General features: G+C 60.2%; 15 protein-coding genes and 4 tRNA genes. 16 read left to right on the top strand and 3 right to left on the bottom strand.

The window, feature by feature from the left end; all coding sequences use genetic code 11:
* The 8 genes from WBR57_RS18535 to WBR57_RS18500 all read left to right on the top strand — a co-directional run.
* Positions 1 to 267: SPOR domain-containing protein (locus WBR57_RS18535; RefSeq protein WP_424085375.1), on the top strand; the 267-nt coding region annotated here is incomplete at its 5' end.
* Between the two features lie 258 nt (positions 268 to 525).
* Positions 526 to 1083: a CvpA family protein gene (locus tag WBR57_RS18530; RefSeq protein WP_003192538.1), complete on the top strand. Its 558-nt coding sequence runs from the start codon at positions 526 to 528 to the stop codon at positions 1081 to 1083.
* Positions 1084 to 1124: 41 nt separating this feature from the next.
* Positions 1125 to 2630: an amidophosphoribosyltransferase gene (purF, locus tag WBR57_RS18525; RefSeq protein ID WP_424085372.1), complete on the top strand. Its 1506-nt coding sequence runs from the start codon at positions 1125 to 1127 to the stop codon at positions 2628 to 2630.
* Between the two features lie 69 nt (positions 2631 to 2699).
* Positions 2700 to 3911 carry an O-succinylhomoserine sulfhydrylase gene (locus tag WBR57_RS18520; RefSeq protein WP_424085370.1) on the top strand — a complete coding sequence of 404 codons (1212 nt, stop codon included), beginning with the start codon at positions 2700 to 2702 and terminating at the stop codon, positions 3909 to 3911.
* An 11-nt stretch (positions 3912 to 3922) separates the two neighbouring features.
* Positions 3923 to 4687 carry an SDR family oxidoreductase gene (locus WBR57_RS18515; protein ID WP_424085368.1) on the top strand — a complete coding sequence of 255 codons (765 nt, stop codon included), beginning with the start codon at positions 3923 to 3925 and terminating at the stop codon, positions 4685 to 4687.
* 107 nt (positions 4688 to 4794) lie between these two features.
* Positions 4795 to 4870: transfer RNA gene (locus tag WBR57_RS18510), tRNA-Val, on the top strand.
* 55 nt (positions 4871 to 4925) lie between these two features.
* A tRNA-Asp gene (locus WBR57_RS18505) sits at positions 4926 to 5002 on the top strand.
* A 106-nt stretch (positions 5003 to 5108) separates the two neighbouring features.
* Positions 5109 to 5185 (top strand) — tRNA-Asp (locus WBR57_RS18500).
* 153 nt (positions 5186 to 5338) lie between these two features.
* Here WBR57_RS18500 and WBR57_RS18495 read toward each other — a convergent pair.
* Complete coding sequence (locus WBR57_RS18495) at positions 5339 to 6622, bottom strand: NAD(P)/FAD-dependent oxidoreductase (RefSeq protein WP_424085367.1); 1284 nt, start codon at positions 6620 to 6622, stop codon at positions 5339 to 5341.
* Between the two features lie 184 nt (positions 6623 to 6806).
* Between WBR57_RS18495 and WBR57_RS18490 the strand changes: the two genes are divergently transcribed.
* A tRNA-Val gene (locus WBR57_RS18490) sits at positions 6807 to 6883 on the top strand.
* Between the two features lie 148 nt (positions 6884 to 7031).
* The gene (locus WBR57_RS18485) at positions 7032 to 7463 is read left to right on the top strand and encodes a hypothetical protein (protein ID WP_424085365.1); all 432 of its coding nucleotides are present in this window, start codon (positions 7032 to 7034) and stop codon (positions 7461 to 7463) included.
* 25 nt (positions 7464 to 7488) lie between these two features.
* On the opposite strand, the gene WBR57_RS18480 is transcribed toward WBR57_RS18485, so the two are convergent.
* The gene (locus WBR57_RS18480; RefSeq protein ID WP_424085363.1) at positions 7489 to 8916 is read right to left on the bottom strand and encodes an MFS transporter; all 1428 of its coding nucleotides are present in this window, start codon (positions 8914 to 8916) and stop codon (positions 7489 to 7491) included.
* Positions 8917 to 9099: 183 nt separating this feature from the next.
* Between WBR57_RS18480 and WBR57_RS18475 the strand changes: the two genes are divergently transcribed.
* The 5 genes from WBR57_RS18475 (at position 9100) to pcp (ending at position 12869) form a co-directional block, all read left to right on the top strand.
* A complete protein-coding gene (locus WBR57_RS18475; RefSeq protein WP_424085361.1) occupies positions 9100 to 9726 on the top strand; it encodes a flagellar biosynthesis protein in 627 nt (208 codons plus the stop codon).
* Between the two features lie 112 nt (positions 9727 to 9838).
* Positions 9839 to 10252, top strand: a complete 414-nt coding sequence (locus tag WBR57_RS18470; RefSeq protein ID WP_424085381.1) for a GNAT family N-acetyltransferase — start codon at positions 9839 to 9841, stop codon at positions 10250 to 10252.
* Positions 10253 to 10556: 304 nt separating this feature from the next.
* Entirely contained in the window at positions 10557 to 11273 is a 717-nt protein-coding gene (locus WBR57_RS18465) for a DUF969 domain-containing protein (RefSeq protein ID WP_424085359.1), read from the top strand.
* On the top strand, positions 11270 to 12220 hold the full coding sequence (locus WBR57_RS18460) for a DUF979 domain-containing protein (RefSeq protein ID WP_122539367.1): 951 nt from the start codon (positions 11270 to 11272) through the stop codon (positions 12218 to 12220). The genes WBR57_RS18465 and WBR57_RS18460 overlap by 4 nt, the downstream gene beginning before the upstream one ends.
* A 7-nt stretch (positions 12221 to 12227) precedes the next feature.
* Positions 12228 to 12869, top strand: coding sequence for a pyroglutamyl-peptidase I (pcp, locus tag WBR57_RS18455; protein WP_424085357.1), 642 nt, complete (start codon positions 12228 to 12230; stop codon positions 12867 to 12869).
* Between the two features lie 15 nt (positions 12870 to 12884).
* Here the strand turns inward: pcp and WBR57_RS18450 are convergent, their stop codons facing one another.
* The gene (locus tag WBR57_RS18450; RefSeq protein WP_424085355.1) at positions 12885 to 13109 is read right to left on the bottom strand and encodes a hypothetical protein; all 225 of its coding nucleotides are present in this window, start codon (positions 13107 to 13109) and stop codon (positions 12885 to 12887) included.
* 399 nt (positions 13110 to 13508) lie between these two features.
* Between WBR57_RS18450 and WBR57_RS18445 the strand changes: the two genes are divergently transcribed.
* Positions 13509 to 14186: an HAD family hydrolase gene (locus WBR57_RS18445; RefSeq protein ID WP_424085353.1), complete on the top strand. Its 678-nt coding sequence runs from the start codon at positions 13509 to 13511 to the stop codon at positions 14184 to 14186.

The following is a 14186-nucleotide window of genomic DNA, read 5'->3' as shown; positions in this document are numbered from 1 at the left end:
GGTCAAAGCCGCATCGACCCCAATGGTTTGCCGATCAGTTGGTCGATTCAGGTCGCCAGCCTGGGCAATCGCGAAGGCGCCGACGCCCTGCAGAAAAAGCTCCGTAGCCAAGGTTATAACGCCTATATCCGCAGCGCCGACGGCAAGAATCGGGTGTTTATCGGGCCGCTGATCGAGCGCGCGGAGGCCGACCGCCTGCGCGACTTGCTGGACCGCCAGCAGAACCTCAAGGGCTTCGTGACGCGTTTCCAGCCTGAGCGCGGCTAAACACTGCAGACCTCGGTGGGTGCTGCGGTTTGATGTGGGAGCGGGCTTGCCCGCGAATATGGTGGATCAGTTGACTTAATCTGTTGCTGACCCACTGCATTCGCGGGCAAGCCCGCTCCCACATTCGTTTTGGGGGTAGGGTTGAGATCGGATTCGTTCGCCCCAAACTATTGATTTGCAAAGCACCTGTAATCACCGCTTACCGACAGCCCGACGCTCTGCTAAAATGCGCCGCCTTATCTGTCCGTAGGCTGAAACGTGCCATTTACCTGGGTTGATTGGGCGATCGTTGCAATCGTCGCCATCTCCGCTTTGATCAGTCTAAGCCGCGGCTTCGTAAAAGAAGCACTGTCGTTGCTGACCTGGATCATCGCAGGAGTCGTAGCCTGGATGTTCGGCGGTTCATTGTCGGTTTACCTGGCCGGATACATCGAGACACCTTCGGCTCGCGTCATCGCGGGCTGCGCCATCATGTTCATCGCCACGCTGCTGGTGGGGGCAATGGTCAATTATCTTATTGGCGAGTTGATACGCGTCACCGGCCTCTCCGGGACCGATCGATTTCTCGGCATGGCCTTCGGCGCCGCGCGTGGCGCATTGCTGGTGGTCGTGGCGGTCGGGCTATTGAGCCTGGGGCCAGTACAGCAGGATTCGTGGTGGCAGGAGTCGGTACTCGTGCCAAAATTTCTATTGGTTGCAGATTGGTCCAAGAACCTCATCTTGGGGTGGAGCAGTCAGTGGCTGGCCAGCGGAATCAGCGTACCCGCTGATCTTCCGTTCAAGGAACACCTCTTGCCGGCCAAAACGCCTCAGTAAGTTGTGTTCAGTCAAGATTCATTAAGTAGGGGTTGCGTCGCATGTGTGGCATCGTCGGTATCGTCGGTAAGTCGAACGTGAATCAGGCGCTGTATGACGCGCTAACCGTCCTCCAGCACCGCGGCCAGGACGCTGCCGGTATTGTGACCAGCCACGACGGCCGGTTATTCCTGCGCAAGGACAATGGCCTGGTGCGTGACGTGTTCCATCAGCGTCACATGCAGCGCCTCGTCGGGCACATGGGCATTGGCCATGTGCGTTACCCGACTGCCGGTAGCTCGACCTCGGCCGAAGCTCAGCCGTTCTACGTCAACTCGCCGTATGGCATCACCCTGGCGCACAACGGTAACCTGACCAACGTTGAACAACTGGCCAAGGAGATTTACGAATCTGACCTGCGCCACGTCAACACCAACTCCGACTCGGAAGTGCTGCTCAACGTGTTCGCTCACGAGCTGGCCCAGCGCGGCAAGCTGCAGCCGACCGAAGAAGATGTGTTCGCTGCCGTGACTGACGTGCACAACCGTTGCGTCGGTGGCTATGCGGTGGTGGCGATGATCACCGGTTACGGTATTGTTGGTTTCCGTGACCCGCACGGCATCCGCCCAATCGTGTTCGGCCAGCGTCACACCGACGAAGGCGTCGAGTACATGATCGCCTCCGAAAGCGTGTCCCTGGATGTGCTGGGTTTCACCCTGATCCGCGACCTCGCGCCGGGCGAAGCGGTGTACATCACTGAAGATGGCAAGCTGCACACCCGCCAGTGCGCAGTGGCGCCGAAACTTACCCCGTGCATCTTCGAACACGTCTACCTGGCGCGTCCGGATTCGATCATCGACGGTGTTTCGGTGTACAAGGCGCGCCTGCGCATGGGCGAGAAACTCGCTGACAAGATCCTGCGCGAGCGCCCTGAGCACGATATCGACGTGGTGATCCCGATCCCGGATACCAGCCGTACCGCTGCGCTGGAACTGGCCAACCACTTGGGCGTCAAGTTCCGCGAAGGCTTCGTCAAGAACCGCTACATTGGCCGTACTTTCATCATGCCCGGCCAGGCGGCGCGCAAGAAATCGGTACGCCAGAAGCTCAACGCCATCGAGCTGGAATTTCGCGGCAAGAACGTGATGCTGGTGGATGACTCCATCGTGCGCGGCACCACCTGCAAGCAGATCATCCAGATGGCCCGTGAAGCCGGCGCAAAAAACGTCTACTTCTGTTCCGCCGCGCCTGCCGTGCGTTACCCGAACGTCTACGGTATCGATATGCCGAGCGCCCACGAGCTGATCGCCCACAACCGTTCGACCCAGGACGTGGCCGACCTGATCGGCGCCGACTGGCTGATCTACCAGGACCTGCCGGACCTGATCGAAGCGGTCGGCGGTGGCAAAATCAAGATCGCCGAGTTCGACTGCGCCGTGTTCGACGGCAAGTACGTGACCGGTGATGTCGATGAGACCTACCTGAACAAGATCGAGCAGGCGCGTAACGACTCCTCGAAGATCAAGACCCAGGCGGTCAGCGCGATCATCGATCTGTACAACAACTGAGTAAACACCGGCCCTGAGGGGCCGGTTTTGTATCTTAAACAAAGAATTTTGAGAGTAAGGAGTCGCAGCATGAGTCAGGAATGGGATGCCGGTCGGCTGGACAGCGACCTCGATGGCGTAGCTTTCGATACCCTGGCTGTGCGCGCCGGCCAGCACCGCACGCCGGAAGGTGAACACGGTGATCCGATGTTCTTCACTTCCAGCTACGTGTTCCGCACCGCCGCCGATGCGGCTGCGCGCTTTGCCGGTGAAGTGCCGGGCAACGTCTATTCGCGCTATACCAACCCGACCGTGCGTGCGTTCGAAGAGCGCATCGCGGCCCTGGAAGGCGCTGAGCAGGCGGTGGCCACGGCAACCGGCATGGCGGCGATCCTGGCGGTGGTGATGAGCCTGTGCAGCGCCGGCGACCACGTGCTGGTGTCGCGCAGCGTGTTCGGTTCGACCATCAGCCTGTTCGAAAAGTATTTCAAGCGCTTTGGTATCGAAGTCGACTACGTACCGCTGGCGGACCTGTCCGGCTGGGGCGCGGCGATCAAGGCCAACACCAAGTTGCTGTTCGTCGAGTCGCCGTCCAACCCGCTGGCCGAACTGGTGGATATCACTGCGTTGTCCGAAGTGGCGCACGCCAAGGGCGCAATGCTGATCGTCGACAACTGCTTCTGCACCCCTGCGTTGCAGCAGCCGCTGAAGCTGGGCGCTGACATCGTGGTGCATTCGGCGACCAAGTTCATCGACGGCCAGGGCCGTTGCATGGGCGGCGTGGTGGCTGGCCGCAGCGAGCAGATGAAGGAAGTGGTGGGCTTCCTGCGTACCGCCGGCCCGACCCTTAGCCCGTTCAACGCGTGGATTTTCCTCAAAGGCCTGGAAACCCTCAGCCTGCGCATGAAGGCCCATTGTGCCAATGCCCAGGCGCTGGCCGAGTGGCTGGAGCAACAGGACGGTATCGAGAAGGTGCATTACGCCGGCCTCAAGAGCCACCCGCAGCACGCGTTGGCCCAGCGCCAGCAACGTGGCTTTGGTGCCGTGGTGAGCTTTGAAGTGAAAGGTGGCAAAGAGGGCGCCTGGCGCTTTATCGACGCGACGCGCCTGATTTCGATCACCGCCAACCTGGGTGACAGCAAGACCACCATTACCCATCCGAGCACCACGTCCCACGGTCGCCTGGCGCCCCAGGAGCGTGAAGCCGCGGGTATCCGTGACAGCCTGATCCGCATCGCCGTGGGCCTGGAAGATGTAGCCGATTTGCAAGCGGACCTGGCTCGCGGGCTGGCTGCCTTGTGATCGAGTGGTCCATGGAAGCAGCGGCCGCCACTAACGGGCGTGTCGCGTTGGTGACGGGCGCGGCGCGGGGCATTGGCCTCGGGATTGCCGCGTGGCTGATCAGTGAAGGCTGGCAGGTGGTATTGACCGACCTGGACCGCGAGCGCGGTTCCAAGGTGTCCAAGGTGCTGGGTGAGAACGCCTGGTTTATCACCATGGACGTGGCGGATGAGAAGCAAGTCGCCCAGGGCGTCGCCGAGGTGTTGGGGCAATTCGGGCGCCTGGACGCGTTGGTGTGCAACGCAGCGGTGGCCGACCCGCGCAATATCACCCTGGAAAGCCTCGACCTGGCTTACTGGAATCGCGTGCTGGCGGTCAACCTCAGCGGGCCGATGTTGTTGGCCAAACACTGTGCGCCCTACCTGCGCGCCCATGGCGGTGCCATCGTCAATCTGGCATCGACCCGAGCCGGTCAATCGGAGCCCGATACCGAAGCCTATGCGGCGAGCAAGGGCGGTCTGTTGGCCCTGACCCACGCGTTGGCGATCAGTCTTGGCCCGGAAGTGCGGGTGAATGCCGTCAGCCCGGGCTGGATCGATGCGCGTGACCCCGCAGCACGGCGTGCCGAGCCTCTGACCGATGCCGATCATGCCCAGCATCCGGCGGGCAGGGTCGGTACCGTGGAGGATGTGGCGGCAATGGTGGCATGGCTGTTGTCACGCCAGGCTGGCTTCGTCACCGGGCAAGAGTTTGTGGTGGACGGCGGCATGAGCAAGAAGATGATTTACAGCGAGTAGGGCAGGCGGGCGTCTTGAAGTGATTTTGTCTTTTTCAGAAAAACTTCAAGCGGGCTATTGACTTAGGTCCGCTACCTGCGTAAATTTCGCGGCCTCAACGAAGCAAAGGGTGATTAGCTCAGCTGGGAGAGCATCTGCCTTACAAGCAGAGGGTCGGCGGTTCGATCCCGTCATCACCCACCACTTCTTGAGAGTTTTGCCTTCGGGCAAGACGCAACGTTAAAGGTTGCACCGACGCGCAGCGGTAGTTCAGTCGGTTAGAATACCGGCCTGTCACGCCGGGGGTCGCGGGTTCGAGTCCCGTCCGCTGCGCCATATTTTCCAGGTCTGATCCGTCAGGCTTGAGATTGAACAGCCAAGGCTGCTTGATCCGACGTTTTAAAGACGGTTGAGTGTTTACGCACAGCCGGTCAAGCGATACGCAGCGGTAGTTCAGTCGGTTAGAATACCGGCCTGTCACGCCGGGGGTCGCGGGTTCGAGTCCCGTCCGCTGCGCCATATCTGCCTCAAGGCCCACTGAACGCCTTGAAGCACAAAGAAGCCACTGGCTGCTTTGATCCGATAGCAAAAACCCTGGTCGAAAGACCGGGGTTTTTTGTGTCTGCGATTTGGGTATTGATGCAGGCCGGCGAACCGGCCCCGCTGTTTGAGTCAGAACCCCAGCTTGTCGCGCAGCCCGTAGTACCACGCGCCCAGCGCGGCAAACGGTGTGCGTAGCAGTTGCCCGCCCGGGAAAGGGTAGTGCGGCAGGTCGGCAAACGCATCAAAACGCTCTGCCTGGCCTCGAAGGGCTTCCGCCAGGACCTTGCCGGCCAAATGGGTGTACGTCACGCCATGGCCGCTGCAGCCCTGGGAGTAATAGATGTTATCGCCCAGGCGGCCCACCTGCGGCAGGCGCGACAGGGTCAGCAGGAAATTGCCGGTCCAGGCATAGTCGATTTTCACATCCTTGAGCTGCGGGAAGGCCTTGAGCATCTTCGGTCGGATGATCGCTTCGATGTTGGCCGGGTCGCGTGCGCCGTACACCACGCCGCCGCCGAAGATCAGGCGTTTGTCGCTGGTGAGGCGGTAGTAGTCGAGCAGGTAATTGCAGTCCTCGACGCAGTAATCCTGTGGTAGCAATGTCTCGGCCAGTTCGTCGCCCAGTGGCGCTGTGGTGATGACCTGGGTGCCGCAGGGCATCGATTTGGCCGCCAGTTCCGGTACCAGGTTCCCCAGGTAGGCATTGCCTGCCACGATGATGAACTTGGCCCTGACGTTGCCCTCGGCGGTGTGTACCACCGGGTTGGCGCCGCGCTCGATGCGCACCGCAGCGGACTGCTCGTAGATCGTGCCGCCCAGGGACTCCACCGCGGCCGCTTCGCCCAGCGCCAGGTTGAGCGGGTGGATGTGCCCGCCACTCATGTCCAGCAGGCCGCCGACATAGTTGTCACACGCCACCACTTCACGGATACGGCGCTCGTCCAGCAGCTCCAGTTGCGTATGGCCGTAGCGTTCCCACAGGCGCTTCTGTGATTCCAAGTGCCCCATGTGCTTGCTGTTGAGCGCTGCGAATACGCCGCCATCCTTCAGGTCGCACTGGATCTGATACTTGGCAACCCGCTCGCGAATGATCCGACCGCCCTCAAACGCCATTTGCCCCAGCAATTGGGCCTGCTGGGCGCCAACGCTGCGCTCGATCACGTCGATGTCGCGGCTATAGCTGTTGACGATCTGCCCGCCATTTCGGCCAGACGCACCAAAGCCCACTTTGGCGGCTTCCAGCACCGTTACGCGAAAACCGTTCTCCAGCAGAAACAGCGCACTGGAAAGGCCAGTATAGCCGGCGCCAATCACGCACACATCGGTTTCGACCTCACCTTGCAGCTTCGGGCGCGGTGAAACTGTGTTCGCGGAAGCGGCGTAGTACGACTGGGGGTAGGGGGTGTTCGCCATCCTGGAACCTCTGTTTTATATTTTTTACGAGTGCGCCGATCCTACCTGAGTTGAAAATTGCCTGCCAGCCACCCGGAAATCGCGGGTGCGCCCGTCCCAAATAAAAAATTCGCATATTCATAGGGTTAGCTGCAAAAAAGATGTTGACACACCTTCGGAATTCCGTAGAATGCCGCCTCACAGCAGGCACGTAGCTCAGTTGGTTAGAGCACCACCTTGACATGGTGGGGGTCGTTGGTTCGAGTCCAATCGCGCCTACCAAACAAAATCCGCTCTGCTGGGCGGTCTAGAAGGGCTCACCGAAAGGTGGGCCCTTTTTTGTTGTCTGCGATTTACTGCGGGCGGCGCACTAAAGTATCCAGCTGCCACGCCGATGCAGTCAGTACTCTCTCGTCGTCGGACATTTGGCATGCTTATCAACATTAGCAATCCCTCCCCGGTATCCAGCACGCAAACCGCTGCTGCCCCGGTTGACTCCACAACCGCCCAAAACACCAGCGGCGCAACAGGCTTGACGGTCAATATGAAAGCCGACCCTAACGGTGCGGGTGGCGTGGGCGGCGGTGAGGCTGCGCCGGCCAAGCAGGAGTCGGAGACGGTCAAGCAGCTGAAAAAGCAGATCGAGCAGTTGCAACAACTGCTTCAGCAGCAGCAACAAGCGTTGCAGAAAGCCCAGGCCAGCACTCAGGATCCCGACGCCAAGGCAGTCGCTGTAGCGGCGGCTCAATCGCAGATCGCGAACACCTCGGCGGCTTTGCAGACAGTCACTTCGGCATTGCTGAAGGCCGTGACGGATGAAGGCAACAGCGGCACGGGCTCGATGGTCAGCACCACCGCTTGAGCACTCGGCATGTGTGTTGAAGTGCTCAGCCGCGCTTCAGCACACTTTCACCCGCCTGGGCCGGCAACCGGTACACGTCCACCAGCGCCAACACCCCCAGCAACGCCACGCCGACAAACGCCACCCGAAAATCCCCCACCTGTGCCTGGGTCTCATGCCCTTGCAGCGTCATGGATGCGCGCAACAACAGCGCGGCAACTGTTACGCCCATCCCCATGGCCAACTGGAACGCCATGCTGAACAGTGCTGACGCTTCGCTCATGCGCGGTTTGGGCACGTCCGCGAAGCCGATCGAGTTGTAGCAGGTGAACTGCATCGAGCGTGACAACCCGCCCACAAACAACACCGCGGCAATCACCGCGAACGGCGTGTGTGCGGTGAAAAATGCACACGCCGCGATTGACACTACGCCGATCGCGCCATTGACCAGCAACACCTGGCGAAACCCGTAGCGCTGCATGATCGCGGTGGTGAAGGGTTTCATCGCCAGGTTGCCGGCAAATACCGCAAGCACCAGCATGCCTGCATCGACCGGCGATAACCCAAAAGCCACCTGAAACAGCAGCGGCAGCAAGAATGGCAAGGCACTGATGGCCAATCGAAACAGCGAACCACCGTAGATGCTCACACGGAAGGTGTCGATCGACAGGGTCCCCAGCGGCAGTAACGACTCGGCGTCGCGCCGACAATGGCGCACGGCCCATACCGCCAGCACCACGCCCGCTGCGACCAGTGCCAACCCTGGGATCAGCATTTCGCCCGTCTGGCTGCCCAGCCATTCCAGCCCGCCCAGCAAGGCCACGCAGGCACCCGCGAGCAATACAAAACCCTTTGCGTCAAATCTGCGCACGCTCGCTTCGCGGCCTTCCGGCACCAGCCAGAGTGCGGCAACCAGGGCCAATGCGCCGAGCGGCAGGTTCACGTAAAAGATCCAGGGCCACGATGCATGAGTGACGATCAGCCCGCCGGCCAATGGCCCGAGAATCGGCGCGACCAGGCCGGGCCAGGTAATGATCGCGATCATTTTCACCAAGTCTTTCTTGTCCGTATTGCGCAGCACGGCCAGGCGCCCCACGGGCACCATCAGCGCGCCACCAATGCCCTGCAGGACCCGGGCGACCACGAACATTTCAATACTTTGGCTCAGCCCGCAGAGCAGCGAGGCGAGGGTGAACACGATAATCGCGCCGGCAAAAACGCGGCGCGCACCAAAACGATCAGCGACCCAGCTGGACAGCGGTATGAAGATCGCCACGGCGAGGATATAGGCGGTGATGCCGATGTTCATGTCGACTGGGGTGACCCCGAAGGCCGTCGCCATGGTCGGCAGCGCGGTGGCAATGACCGTGGCGTCGAGGTTCTCCATGAAGAAGGTCACGGCGACCACCAGGGCGATCAGACGTGTTTGCAGGCTGAGGCCGGTCTCGGCGGAGGGTGTGGCGGGAGAGGTCACCGGTGCTGCCCCTTGTTTGTAAAGGTTGCTGGCCGTTGACGATACCGGTTCAGGCTGAAACGCACACGTGCCGAGGCGCGGTTTCGGATCAAATTATCGGAGATGTCTAAATGCCATCACCGCTGTACAATCGCTTCCGGCCGATATCCGGTCAAGCCAAGCTGGCGATAGGGAGTGGTGGGTATGAGTGTTCGGTTAGCGGTAGGGATTGCGGCGTTGATGTTGCTGGCGGGTTGCGTCACCAGTCGGTCGGAGGTTGATGTCAACTTTGTACCACCGGGTAACGTGCAGCCTGCGGCAAACAATGGCAAAAAGGTGCTGATCAGCACGGTGGATGAGCGGGTCTTCCAGATAAGTCCTCGTAACCCGGCCACGCCTTCGCTGAAAAATAACGAAGTCAACGATAAATCCATTACCGAGCGTGCTATCGCTCGCAAACGTAATGGTTACGGCATGGCACTTGGCGATGTGTTGTTGCCGTCCGGTCGCACCCTTTCGCAATTGGTCAATGAGTCAGTCGCCTCGGCCTACCAACAAGCCGGCTATGAAGTCGTGACCGAGCCGGGTGCTGCGGATGCCACCATGGTCAAGGTGCATATCGTCGAATTCTGGTCGTGGTTTACCCCGGGGTTCCTCTCGGTTGATGTCAGCAGCAAATCCCTACTGCGTATCGAAACACTGGGGGCGAAGACTTTTGATGTGGTCAGCGCTCAAAACCAGAGCATGCAACTGGTGGTAGAAAAAGATTGGAAGAAAATCACCGAGGCGAATCTTCAGGAAGTGTCGCGCGAGACTTCCAAGCAGCTTTGAGACCCGCAGGTGTGTGGCAGGACGGTCAACCGCGAGGTTGGCCCTTTTTGCATGTATAAAGTCATACTCGGTTACTTTCGATGCCGTGCAGGAGATGAAAGTCGTGATGGAAATGGAAGTGTCGTTCAATGTTTCGGAACAGGAGCGCGAGGCGATCCTCAAGCCACTGAGGGCCTATAACCTCAGCCATACAGGCGAAATGCCGTTCGAAACCGTCGGGATTTTATTGCGCGATCCCACGACCCAAGAGGTAGTAGGTGGTTTATACGGAAAGATTTCCTACGGGTGGATGTTCATTGAGTTACTGAGCATCCCGGACTCGATCCGTACCCAAGGCACCGGCACACGCCTGATGCAGGCGGCGGAAGCGTTGGCGCGGCAGAAGGGCTGCGTAGGGATTTGGCTGGACACGTTCAGCTTCCAGGCGCCTGGATTTTATCGAAAGCTGGGCTTCAGTGAGCTCGGGCATATCGCCGATTACCCACCAGGCCATCAGCGACATTTCTTCGAAAAACGCTTGGTATAACGCGCTGGGCCCCACTACCGCACTGGATAAACGGTGGGGCGCCATGCTCTGCAAATGGTCGAAGTCCTTTTGCATACGGTTGACCGTGCCTCTCAAAACGCCCACAAACTTTATTGATTTCCAGCAACAATTTTTCTTGTTGGACACCTCCCGCCCCCAGGCAGCAAAGTTGCCGCCACTGACGCTCGACCTTCCGGGTCAACAATAAAAAACCGAGCCGATTGCACGCCACTTCCTGCTGTGAACCCTTTGTTCACATCCTGCTGTAATGGCGCCGCAGCGCGCACTTAAGGACCTCTCCGTCATGCAAACTGTTGTGAACTTATGGCCGTTGATCGGCGTACTTGTGATCGTGGTCGGCTTTGTCTTGCGCTTCAATCCGCTGTTGGTGGTGACCGCCGCCGCTATCGCCACCGGGCTCGCGGCCCATTTCCCGCTGGAAAAAATCCTCGCCACCATGGGTGATGGCTTCCTGCAGACTCGTGCCCTGCAATTGATTCTGTTGTTGCCCCTGGCGGTCATCGGCCTGCTGGAGCGCCATGGTTTGCGCCTGCATGCGCAGAACTGGATTGCGCGGTTCGAGCGCGCCACGGTCGGGCGCCTGTTGATCATTTACCTGTTTGTACGCGAATCCACCGCCGCCATGGGGTTGACCAGCCTGGGCGGGCACCCGCAGATGGTGCGCCCGCTGCTGGCACCCATGGCCGAAGGCGCGGCGGAAAAACGCTACGGCAAACTGCCGGACAAAGTACGCCACAAGGTGCTGGCCATGTGCGCCGCGACGGACAACGTCGGTCTGTTTTTTGGTGAGGATATCTTTGTCGCCTTTGGTGCGATCGCGCTGATGCACACCTTCCTGCTGGGCTCGGGGATTGATGTGGAACCGCTGCACATCGCGGTGTGGGGCATTCCTACGGCGATCTGCGCGTTTATCATCCACGCCATGCGCCTGCACAGGTTTGACCGAAGGCTGACCCGCGAAATGACGCCAGTCGCCACCCCGGGGGAGGCTGCGCAATGATCATTTCCATTCAATACCTGTACTGGCTGGCCGGGGTGCTGCTGCTGATCACCGCAGGCATGATTCTGCTCGATCGCACCCACCCCAAGCGCTGGTCCAGCGCCTTGTTCTGGCTGCTGTTCGCGATCCCGTTCCTGGTGGGGGAGCGGCTGCCTTCGGTGGCCATTGGTGCCGGCGTGGTCGTGATGGCGTTGATCGCAGGCCTGGGTGGTGTCGGCCGTGGCACACATGCCGAACTGCATGACAAGGCTTCCCGTGCGAGCGCCGGTCGTTTGGGGCACAAACTGTTTATCCCGGCGCTGGCCATTCCCCTGACAACGGTGATCGGTTCGGTACTGCTCAAGCACACCGAGATCGGCGGCGTGCCGTTGCTGGATCCGAAAAACACCACCTTCGTATCCCTCGGCATCGGCTGCCTGATCGCCCTGGGCCTGGCGTGTTGGCTGACCCGTGACACCCCGGTGCAGGCCTTGCGCGAATCGCGACGCCTGACCGAAGCCCTGGGCTGGGCGATGGTGCTGCCGCAGATGCTGGCAATGCTTGGCTTGCTGTTCAACGAGGCCGGCGTCGGCACGGCCGTTGCCCACGTCACCACCACCTACATCAACATGGATTTCAAGCTGGTAGCGGTGATGGTCTATGTGTTGGGCATGGCGCTGTTCACGGTGATCATGGGTAACGGTTTTGCGGCATTTCCGGTGATGACCGGCGGGGTCGGCGTGCCGGTGCTGGTGGGGATCTATGGCGGCAACCCCGCCGTGATGGCTGCGATCGGCATGTTCTCCGGTTACTGCGGTACGCTGATGACACCGATGGCGGCCAACTTCAATATCGTGCCGGCAGCGCTGCTGGAATTACCGGATAAAAACGCGGTGATCAAGGCCCAGCTGCCGACGGCGTTGATGATGCTGGTGGTGAATATAGTCCTGCTTTACCTGCTGATGTGAGGCCAAGATGCGAACCGTATTGCTGACGGGTTTCGAACCCTTTGATCAAGACCCGATCAATCCATCCTGGGAGGCGGTGCATCGGTTGGACGGCTTCCAGCTGGGCGCCGATGTACAGATTGTTGCGCGCTTGTTGCCCTGCGCATTTTCTACGGCGGGGCAGTGCCTGACCCGATTGATCGACAAACTGCATCCGGCGATGGTGATCGCCACAGGCCTGGGGCCGGGGCGCAGCGATATTTGCATGGAGCGCGTGGCGATCAATGTGAACGACGCACGCATCCCCGATAACCTGGGTGAGCAGCCTATCGATACGGCCGTTGTAATCGACGGTCCGGCGGCGTACTTCACGACGCTCCCGATCAAGGCGATGGTCAAGGCGGTGCGTGAGGCCGGGCTTGCGGCATCGGTCTCGCAGACGGCGGGTACCTTTGTGTGTAACCAGGTTTTTTACCTGTTGCAGCATGCACTCGCTGCGACGGCCGTGCGCAGTGGTTTCATCCACGTGCCATTCCTGCCGGAACAGGTGGTTGTCTCGGGGCAGCCTTCGATGGCGTTGGACAAGATGGTTAAAGGATTGCGGGTAGCTGTTGAGACGGCGTGGCAAACCTCAGCGGATTTAGCGGAAGCCGGCGGGCAGGTCAGTTGACCCGCCTGTTTATCTTCAGGTCGCGAACAAACGGGTCAGCCCGAAGGTGATGGCGCAGGCCAGGCCGGTCATTGCGAACGCGGTGGCTACGTACCATTTGATGAGATTCAGTTCAGTGGTTGCGAGGTCCGACTTGGACGCGAAGTGCCTCTCCATAGCGTCTGCCTTGTTCGAAACGGTGATCAGTTTCTCTTTCATCTCCGCCAGCCCCTTTTCCAGTACGCCCAATCGTATTTCCATGCCCTAATCTCCATGATTGCCGCTGTCGCCTCTACCTTGAGCCGGGGTATTCAGCGTGTCGTCTCGCTGCAGCGTGACATCTGTTTCGAGCACGGTGAGGCAGTGCTCGGGAATGAAGACTAGTACGAGTTGAGCCCAGTGGTGAGGGCCAAACCTTTGCAAAATAACACCAAGCGATTGGTGCTCAGCCCTCCCGCTGCGGAAAGAACAATTCGAAACACGTCACCCCGGCTTTATTGCTCACTCTAGTACCCGTTATGCAGTTGCATGATGGTTGCCACAATCGAATCTGGGCGTTGACCGATACGTCCCCCACGGCCGGTGCCGTTTACAAGCACCCAACTGATCCGTAGATTGCATCGGGCCGATTATTCTTACAGCCCACGAGGAAGCCACGCAGTGTCCACCCGAGGTTCAGCCGTATTTGCCCGCCCTTACCGCGCCTTTCTGTTCGATATGGATGGGACGCTGCTCAACTCTATTGCCGCCGCCGAGCGGGTATGGAGCCTCTGGGCCGAACGCCATGGCCTGGACGTCGCGGCGTTTCTGACCACCATTCACGGTGCGCGTGCGATTGATACCATCACGCGCCAGGCATTGCCCGGCGTTGATCCTGAGGTTGAGGCGCAGTGGATTACCGAGGCTGAGGTCAATGATGTCGAGGGCGTGGTGGCGATCCCCGGCGCCGTGGCGTTTTTGAACAGCCTGCCGGGCGATCAATGGGCGCTGGTCACGTCTGCGCCCAAGGCGCTGGCGTTGCGTCGCCTGCAAGCGGCCGGCATTGCGCCGCCGGCGGTGTTGGTCACGGCCGAGGACGTTGCCGTCGGCAAGCCAGACCCGGCCTGTTATGCACTGGGGGCGCAGCGCCTGGGGGTGCCAGTGCAGGATTGCCTGGTATTTGAAGATGCCACGGTGGGCATTCGTGCAGGCGAAGCGGCTGGGGCAGATGTGATGGTCGTGACCTCGACCCACCTCAAGCCGATGGCCACCGAGCATCCTTCGATTGGCGGGTATGAACAATTACAGGTGCGGTGCACCGCCGACGGTTTGCTGCTTTTGCGCAACGGCCAGGCCTGA

This window comes from Pseudomonas sp. (assembly GCF_049590575.1).
In the GTDB taxonomy this organism is placed as follows: Bacteria; Pseudomonadota; Gammaproteobacteria; order Pseudomonadales; family Pseudomonadaceae; genus Aquipseudomonas.
Note: the sequence above shows the minus strand (reverse complement) of the source record. Positions and strands in the feature narration are given on the sequence as shown.

Bases quoted from the DNA above. Each gene is read 5' to 3' on its own strand.
- WBR57_RS18475 (WP_424085361.1), top strand. From the start codon at position 9,100: ATGAGTGTTCGGTTAGCGGTAGGGATTGCGGCGTTGATGTTGCTGGCG.
- WBR57_RS18485 (WP_424085365.1), top strand. From the start codon at position 7,032: ATGCTTATCAACATTAGCAATCCCTCCCCGGTATCCAGCACGCAAACC.
- pcp (WP_424085357.1), top strand. From the start codon at position 12,228: ATGCGAACCGTATTGCTGACGGGTTTCGAACCCTTTGATCAAGACCCG.
- purF (WP_424085372.1), top strand. From the start codon at position 1,125: ATGTGTGGCATCGTCGGTATCGTCGGTAAGTCGAACGTGAATCAGGCG.
- WBR57_RS18515 (WP_424085368.1), top strand. From the start codon at position 3,923: ATGGAAGCAGCGGCCGCCACTAACGGGCGTGTCGCGTTGGTGACGGGC.
- WBR57_RS18460 (WP_122539367.1), top strand. From the start codon at position 11,270: ATGATCATTTCCATTCAATACCTGTACTGGCTGGCCGGGGTGCTGCTG.
- WBR57_RS18495 (WP_424085367.1), bottom strand. From the start codon at position 6,622: ATGGCGAACACCCCCTACCCCCAGTCGTACTACGCCGCTTCCGCGAAC.
- WBR57_RS18465 (WP_424085359.1), top strand. From the start codon at position 10,557: ATGCAAACTGTTGTGAACTTATGGCCGTTGATCGGCGTACTTGTGATC.
- WBR57_RS18470 (WP_424085381.1), top strand. From the start codon at position 9,839: ATGGAAGTGTCGTTCAATGTTTCGGAACAGGAGCGCGAGGCGATCCTC.
- WBR57_RS18450 (WP_424085355.1), bottom strand. From the start codon at position 13,109: ATGGAAATACGATTGGGCGTACTGGAAAAGGGGCTGGCGGAGATGAAA.
- WBR57_RS18520 (WP_424085370.1), top strand. From the start codon at position 2,700: ATGAGTCAGGAATGGGATGCCGGTCGGCTGGACAGCGACCTCGATGGC.